Genomic DNA, 6921 nt, shown 5'->3' with positions numbered 1-6921 from the left:
ACCGAAGGGAGCTCGCAGGCTCTCGGTCGAGCTTTCGCCAGGGCCCTCCGGGGCCCGCAGCAACAGGTCGAAGCCGTCGGTTCGCAAGAACTACTTGCCGGGCCGCCGGAAGAGGGAGTATGGCACACGAAAGCTCGTCCGATCTCGGCCTGGGCGTCGGCGTCACCCTCACCGTGGTGGCGCTGGCCGCCGCGGCCTGGCTCGCGGTGACCTCCCCGAGCGCGACGTTCGACAGCGGGATGCACGTCGCGGCGATCCCCTTCGCCGTCGCGATGACCGTCGGCGTCGGCGCCGTCGCCGCGATCCACCTGCTCTGGGGGGAGTAGCCGGGAAACCGTTAAGACCGCGAACGCCCTACCCTTACGCGAATGACCGACTACACCGAGGAGGAGGCACGCATCGTCGCGTACCTGCGCCACAGCGTCTCCTCTGGGGACCGGTACTTCCGGGCCAAGAACATCGCCGAGTCCATCGGACTCTCGGCCAAACAGGTCGCAGCCGGCTGCCGACGCTGGCGGAGAAGTCCGACGACGTGGAGATCGAGAAGTGGGGGCGCTCGAAGTCCACCACCTGGCGAGTCGAACCCCAGGGGTAACCACCCCGCGCTCGTTGTCGCAGTCCCTACCCGTTATCACCCCCCGTCCCGTACGACCGCTATGACCGTCCGTGTCGAACGGACCTTCACGTTCGACGCCCCGGCCGAGCAGGTGTGGGAGTTCATCGCGGACCCCGCCAAGCGAGCCGAGGCGATCAGCGTCGTCGAATCGTACGAGATCACCGGCAAGGACGGCCGGGAGGCCGTCTGGCAGGTCAGCCTGCCGATCCCGGGGATCGGCGCCACCGTCGCCGTCGAGACCGAGGACGTCGAGCGCGACCCGCCGGAGTACGTCGAGTTCGTCGGGAAGTCGAAGGCGCTCCGGGTGACCGGCCGACACACCATCGACTCCGACGGCGAGACGACGACGCTGCGCAACGAGTTCGTCGTCGACGGCCGGCTCCCCGGCGTCGAGCGGTTCTTCAAGAAGAACTTCGAGGCCGAGCTCGACAACCTCGAGGCCGCGCTCCGCGAGGAGCTGGGGCTGAAACCATGACCGAGCCGATCGGCCGCGACGACGAGATCACGGTCGCGCTGGCCCAGCACCGCGTCGAGGCCGGCCGCGTCGACGCGAACGTCGACCGCGCGGTCGCCGCCGTCGAGCGCGCCGCCGAGGAGGGCGCCGACCTCGTCTGCCTGCCGGAGATGTTCAACGTCGGCTACTTCGCGTTCGACGCCTACGCCCGGCACGCCGAGCCGATCGACGGCCCGACGCTCGAGCGCGTCGGCGACGCCGCCGCCGACCACGGCGTCGCGGTCCAGGCCGGCAGCGTCGTCGAGGATCTCGCCGCGAGCGCCGACGCGGGGTTCGACACGCCGGAGCCCGACGGGCTCGCCAACGCTTCCGTGTTCCTCGACCGCGAGGGCGAGCTGCAGGCCGTCTATCGCAAGCAGCACCTGTTCGGCTACGACTCCGCGGAGAACCAGCTGCTCACGCCCGGCGAGTCGCTGCCGACCGTGGAGTTCGAGGGGTTCACCGTCGGCATGACGACCTGCTACGACCTGCGGTTCCCCGAGCTCTACCGTGAGCTCGCCGACGCGGGCGTCTCGCTGGTGCTGGTCCCGAGCGCGTGGCCGTACCCCCGCGTCGAGCACTGGCGCACGCTGCCGCGCTCGCGGGCGATCGAGAACCTCACCTACGTCGCCGCGGTGAACGGATCGGGCGAGATGGGCGACGACGAACTCGTCGGTCGCTCGACCGTGTACGACCCGTGGGGGACGCCGATCGCAACCTGCGACGACGATCCGGAGCTGGTGACGGCGTCGCTCTCGCCATCGCGCGTCGAGTCGGTGCGCGAGGAGTTCCCGGCGCTGCGGGACCGCCGACTGTAGTCGGCTCCTGTCGCGCGACTGGCCCGTCGTTCACGGGCCGGGACCCGTGGATTTATGTCCGTCACTCGGATACGGGCTACCGTCGACGGACACGGCGCTTTTCTCGCCGTAACGTCGACAGCCAACCGCGCTCGACCGCGTGGCGAGGGGTCCGCCACCAAGGGCGCACTGTCGGACCGACCACGGGGGCCACCCGGTCCGACTATCCGCCTCCGCCCGCCTTCCACCGCGCTACCCCCTTTCGATCACTGTCGCTCGACAGCGACGCGCTCGCCGCGTTCGGCCGCCTCGTACGCCGCGCCCGTGACGGCCACGTCGGTCAGCCCGTCCCGGCCGTCGGGCTCCGGCGGCGTCCCCGTCAGCACGCAGTGGGCGAAGTAGTCGAACTCCTCGCGGGTCTCGTCGGCGCCGACGCCCGCGAACTCCACGTCGCCGGCGTCGGTGCTGATCCGGACGACGCGGTCGCCGTCCGGGACGAACGCGTTCTCCACCCTGATCCGGCCGTCGCTCCCGACAAGCTCCAGCCACGTGTCCGCCTCGCCGCTGAAACTCGCCGTGAACTCGCCGACGACGCCGTCGGGGAACGCCGCGAGCACGTGGACGTGTTCGTCGGCGAACCGCGGGCTCTCGGGGTCTTCCGGGCGGTCGCCGAACGGCTCGTCCGCCCGGGCCATCGCCTCGACGGCGCCGGGGTCGGCGCCGAGCAGGTACCGCGTCGTGTTCAGCGGGTAGACGCCAACGTCCATCAGCGCGCCGCCGCCCGCGAGCTCGGCGTCGAGGCGCCACTGGTCGGGCCCCTTCGAGCCGCCGAGGACGGGGAACGTGAACTCCCCCATCGCCTTCGTCGGCTCGCCGATGCCGCCCGCCGAGACGAACGAGCCCAGCGCCCGGATCACGGGGTCGGTCTGCATCCGGTAGGCGGTCATCAGCGTCACGCCCGCGTCCTCGCAGGCGTCGACGGCCGCGGCGGCGCGCTCGGTCGTCGCCTCCAGCGGCTTCTCGCAGATCACGTGCTTCCCGTGGTCCGCCGCGGTCCGGATCTGGTCGAGGTGGAGTCGGTTCGGCGTCGCGACGTACACCGCGTCGTAGGCGTCGACGGCCTCGCCCTCGGCGTACCCCTCGTAGTCGAGCGCGACGGCGTCGTGGTCGTCGGCGACGCGGGCGGCCTTCTCCGGGTCGCCGGAGACGACGGCGCCGAGGTCGGTGTACTCGCCCGCCTCGATCGCCGGGATCGAGACGTTCCGGGCGTAGTTGCCGAGGCCGACGACGGCCAGCGAGACGGTTCCCTCGGTGTCGGTGTCCCAGTCGCGCGTCGACGCGGCGTCGACAAGTCCCTGTAGGTCCATGGGTCCGGGTTGGGAGCCGACGGGAAAACGGTTGGCGACGGAGCCGGCGTCGGGCGCCGTGGAGGACGGCGCGCCACTGGTGAACTCCGCTTCAGTAACGACGGTTACAGAAACATCATTCAGATTACTCTTTTGGGCGCCCACGCCGTACTCCTACTCGCATGACCGACCCAGATGCCGACCCCGTCGTCCCCCGACTCGATACGTCCGGCACGCGCGTCCCGCGACGCGTCGAACAGCCCCGCACCCTGGGCGGCGCCGCGGTGACGGTCGCCCTGCTGCTCGGTGGCCTGCTCGCCGCGACGGCGTCGCCGATGCTGCTGGCGGGCCTGCTGGTCGGCGTCATCGTCGGCGCCGTCGCCGGCTTCGCCGTCTTCCAGCGGCGCTCGTCGGGGCCGCTCTGGCTCTGCCTGCAGCGCCCCGGCGTCTGCGTCCGGCTCTGAGAACAGTCGCCAGTCTTACAGGAACTCAGTTCACCGAACACTTTTTCGGGTGAGCGCCGAGATTTAGGGCATGAGCGAGAGGCTCCAGTCGATTCAGGAGTGTGGCGACTGCGTCGAACCCGCCGACGCGTTCGGGCTGGTGGCCAACGAGACGCGGCTCTCGATCCTCGAGGCGCTCTGGACCGCCGAGGCGTCGCCGGTGCGGTTCACCGACCTCAGGCAGGCCGTGGGGATGCGCGACAGCGCGCAGTTCAACTACCACCTCGACAAGCTGACCGACCAGTTCGTCCGGAAACTCGATGACGGCTACGAGCTCCGCCACGCCGGCGAGAAGGTGGTGCAGGCGGTGCTCGCGGGGTCGTTCACCGAACACCCCACCCTGGCGCCGATCGACGTCGGCGACCCGTGCGTGCAGTGTGGCGCCGAGCTCGAGGCCGTCTACGACGACGAACGGCTCTCGATCCAGTGTCCCGACTGCGGCTACGGCCACGGCGAGTACGCGTTCCCGCCGGGCGGGCTGACCGACCGGGACGACGACGAGATCCTCGCGGCGTTCGACCAGCGCGTGCGTCATCTCCACTGCCTCGCGAAGGACGGCGTCTGTCCGGAGTGCAGCGGCCGGATGGTGACCACCGTCGAGCGCGCCGACGAGTGCTGTCTCGGCAGCAGTCTCACCGCGACCCACCGCTGCTCGCAGTGCAACCACCAGCTCTGCTCGGCGGTCGGGCTCGCGCTGCTCGACGACAGCGAGGTGGTCGGCTTCCACCGCGAACACGGCGTCTCGCTCTCGGAGCGCCCGTACTGGACGCTCTCGTGGTGTGTCAGCGACGACGCGATCGAACTCGCGAGCGAGGAGCCACAGCGCTTCGAGGTCGCGATCGACTGCGAGGACGAGACGCTGACGGTGACGCTGGACGGCGAGCTCTCGGTCGTCGAGACGGCGCGGTCGGGCTGAACAGCCGCCCGGCCGCTACGCGGTTTCGACGCCGGTGAACTCGAAGCGCGCCCCGCCGTTCTCGCTCTCCGCGACCGAGACCGACCAGCCGTGAGCGTCGGCGACCTGCTCGACGATCGCGAGGCCGAACCCCGTCCCGTCGCCGGTGGTGTAGCCGGTCTCGAACACCGAGTCGCGCTCCGCCTCGCGGATCCCCACGCCGTCGTCGGCGACGTAGAACCCGTCGTCGAGGTCGCCGACCGTGACAGTGACGCCCGGGCCGGCGTGCTCGACCGCGTTCCGGAACAGGTTCTCGAACAGCTGTGCGAGCCGGCTCGGGTCGGCGACGACGGCTCCCGTGACGGCTGTCCGGAGCGTGGCCTCGTCGGTCGCGACGCTCGACCACGCGCGCTCGGCCGCCGTCTCGAGGGCGACCGGCTCGGTCTCGGTCGCGACCTCGCCCTGCTGGGCCAGCCCGAGCAGGCTGTCGATCAGCGCGTTCATGCGCTCGTGGGCGTCGGCGACGTGTTCGAGCTGCTCGCTGTCGCAGTCCTCGGCGGCCAGTTCGAGCCGCCCCTGGGCGACGTTCAGCGGGTTGCGCAGGTCGTGGGAGACGATGGAGGCGAACCGCTCCAGGCGGCGCTCGCGCTCCTTCCGTTCGGTGATGTCGCGGCCGACGCTCAGGATCGCCGTCTCGCCCTGGTAGCTGATGAGCGTCGAGCTGATCTCGACGGGGATCTCCTCGCCGGACTTGGTCTCGTGGACCGTCTCGAACACCTGCACGTCGTCTTCGGGCATCCCCTCGATCAGCGCCGTGATCTCCTCGGGGTCGATGCCGGCGTCGATATCGTGGGGGCGCATCCCCAGTAGCTCCTCGCGGTCGTAGCCGATCTGCTCGACGGCGGCGTCGTTGACCGCGACGAACTCCCCCTCGCGGCTGATCACCCACACCGTGTCGTTCATCCCGTTGATGAGCTCCTCGTACTCCCGCTGGACGCGCTCGAGTTCGCGCTCGCGCTCCCGGCGCTCGCTGATGTCCCGGCTGATCACGGCGAACAGCGTCTCGTCGGCGGCGTCGATGCGCCGGATGTGGACCTCGACGGGGAACGTCGAGCCGTCGGCGCGCTCGTACTCGCTCTCGAGGCGGCGGCTGTCGCCGGGCTCCATCCGGTCCCAGATCTCGGCGGCCGACGCCGAGTCGATCGAGCAGTCGATCTCCCACACCTTCGTGCCGATCAGCTCCTCGCGGTCGTAGCCGGTTTTCTCACAGAGCCGGGCGTTGGGCTCGGAGATCGTCCCGTCTGCGTCGTGGAGGTTGATCATGTCCGGCGACTGCTCGAACAGCGCCTCCAGCCGCGCGCTGGTCTCCTGCAGCCGGCTCTCGCGACGCTCGCGCTCGGTCACGTCGGTGATGAACCCCTCGAGATGGGTCAGCTCGCCGTCGTCGTAGACGCCGCGGCCGCGCTCCCACATCCACCGCGTCTCGCCGTCGCGCGTCCGGATCCGGTAGCTGAGCTCGAACCGGCCGCGCTCGTCGAGGGAGTCCTGCACCCGGGCCCAGGTCTCCTCGCGGTCGGCGGGGTGGATCACGTCTTCACCCCACTGTACGTCGCCGGACTCCAGCGCGTCGGCGGCGTAGCCAGTCATCGCGGCGACCTCGCCTTCGACGGTCTCCATCGGCCAGTCAGGGGCGTTCCGGCAGCGGTACACCATCCCCGGGAGGTTGCTGATTAGCCGTTCGAGCCGGCGGGTCCGGCGGTTCAACAGCTTCTCGGAGCGGTACGCCTCGACGGCGTTCTCGATGCGGTTCGCCAGCACCGCGTACTGGCCGGTGCCGCGCTCCTTCTGGAGGTAGTCGGTGACGCCCGCGGAGATGGCGTCGCTGGCGATCTCCTCGCTCCCCTTCCCGGTGTAGAGGACGAACGGCAGGTCGGGGTGCTCCTCCCGGACGGCTTCGAGCAGTTCGATCCCCGTCATGTCGGGCATCTCGTAGTCGGCGACGACGCAGTCGATCCCGTCGTCGAGCCGGTCGAGCGCCGCCGCGGCGCCGATCGCCGTCTCGGTGTCGAACCGGTCGTCCTCGCGCTCGAGGAACGTCGCCGTCATCGTCGCGAGGTCGGGGTCGTCGTCGACGAGGAGGACACGGATCGTGCCGCCGGGGTCGTCCATGTTGTACGGCGCTGTGGAGTAGCTGTGTCGTCAAAAAAGCCGTGGGTGGGTGGGCTGTCGGTGCCCAGAGTGCGACGGGCGCCGAACCGTGAACCCCGCCGT

General features: G+C 70.4%; 7 protein-coding genes and 1 pseudogene. 6 read left to right on the top strand and 2 right to left on the bottom strand.

From position 1 onward, the window contains the following. Window positions 1-119: 119 nt before the first annotated feature. The 4 genes and pseudogenes from ACP95_RS04230 (at window position 120) to ACP95_RS04220 (ending at window position 1927) form a co-directional block, all read left to right on the top strand. The gene (locus ACP95_RS04230) at window positions 120-326 is read left to right on the top strand and encodes a hypothetical protein (RefSeq protein ID WP_049980008.1); all 207 of its coding nucleotides are present in this window, start codon (window positions 120-122) and stop codon (window positions 324-326) included. A gap of 42 nt (window positions 327-368) precedes the next feature. Further along, window positions 369-595, top strand: a pseudogene (locus tag ACP95_RS16280) (DUF7123 family protein). A gap of 61 nt (window positions 596-656) precedes the next feature. Further along, the gene (locus ACP95_RS04225) at window positions 657-1091 is read left to right on the top strand and encodes an SRPBCC family protein (RefSeq protein WP_049980007.1); all 435 of its coding nucleotides are present in this window, start codon (window positions 657-659) and stop codon (window positions 1089-1091) included. Between the two features lie 26 nt (window positions 1092-1117). Continuing rightward, complete coding sequence (locus tag ACP95_RS04220) at window positions 1118-1927, top strand: carbon-nitrogen family hydrolase (RefSeq protein ID WP_049980011.1); 810 nt, start codon at window positions 1118-1120, stop codon at window positions 1925-1927. Window positions 1928-2172: 245 nt separating this feature from the next. Here ACP95_RS04220 and gfo6 read toward each other — a convergent pair whose 3' ends face one another. Beyond that, window positions 2173-3273, bottom strand: a complete 1101-nt coding sequence (gfo6, locus tag ACP95_RS04215) for a D-xylose 1-dehydrogenase Gfo6 (RefSeq protein WP_049980006.1) — start codon at window positions 3271-3273, stop codon at window positions 2173-2175. Window positions 3274-3434: 161 nt separating this feature from the next. On the opposite strand from gfo6, the gene ACP95_RS04210 reads away from it, so the two are divergent. Together ACP95_RS04210 and ACP95_RS04205 are read left to right on the top strand one after the other, a co-directional pair. After that, window positions 3435-3716 carry a hypothetical protein gene (locus ACP95_RS04210; RefSeq protein ID WP_049980005.1) on the top strand — a complete coding sequence of 94 codons (282 nt, stop codon included), beginning with the start codon at window positions 3435-3437 and terminating at the stop codon, window positions 3714-3716. Window positions 3717-3786: 70 nt separating this feature from the next. Further along, window positions 3787-4671 carry a DUF7351 domain-containing protein gene (locus ACP95_RS04205; RefSeq protein WP_049980004.1) on the top strand — a complete coding sequence of 295 codons (885 nt, stop codon included), beginning with the start codon at window positions 3787-3789 and terminating at the stop codon, window positions 4669-4671. A 15-nt stretch (window positions 4672-4686) separates the two neighbouring features. Here the strand turns inward: ACP95_RS04205 and ACP95_RS04200 are convergent, their stop codons facing one another. Further along, complete coding sequence (locus tag ACP95_RS04200) at window positions 4687-6819, bottom strand: PAS domain S-box protein (RefSeq protein WP_049980003.1); 2133 nt, start codon at window positions 6817-6819, stop codon at window positions 4687-4689. Window positions 6820-6921: the final 102 nt, after the last annotated feature.

Source organism: Halolamina rubra (assembly GCF_000739555.1).
Lineage (GTDB): Archaea > Halobacteriota > Halobacteria > Halobacteriales > Haloferacaceae > Halolamina > Halolamina rubra.
Note: the sequence above shows the minus strand (reverse complement) of the source record. Positions and strands in the feature narration are given on the sequence as shown.

What these genes read in the sequence shown, in the direction of transcription:
- ACP95_RS04230 (WP_049980008.1), top strand. Translation starts at nt 120, where the DNA reads ATGGCACACGAAAGCTCGTCCGATCTCGGCCTGGGCGTCGGCGTCACC.
- ACP95_RS04225 (WP_049980007.1), top strand. Translation starts at nt 657, where the DNA reads ATGACCGTCCGTGTCGAACGGACCTTCACGTTCGACGCCCCGGCCGAG.
- gfo6 (WP_049980006.1), bottom strand. Translation starts at nt 3,273, where the DNA reads ATGGACCTACAGGGACTTGTCGACGCCGCGTCGACGCGCGACTGGGAC.
- ACP95_RS04210 (WP_049980005.1), top strand. Translation starts at nt 3,435, where the DNA reads ATGACCGACCCAGATGCCGACCCCGTCGTCCCCCGACTCGATACGTCC.
- ACP95_RS04205 (WP_049980004.1), top strand. Translation starts at nt 3,787, where the DNA reads ATGAGCGAGAGGCTCCAGTCGATTCAGGAGTGTGGCGACTGCGTCGAA.
- ACP95_RS04200 (WP_049980003.1), bottom strand. Translation starts at nt 6,819, where the DNA reads ATGGACGACCCCGGCGGCACGATCCGTGTCCTCCTCGTCGACGACGAC.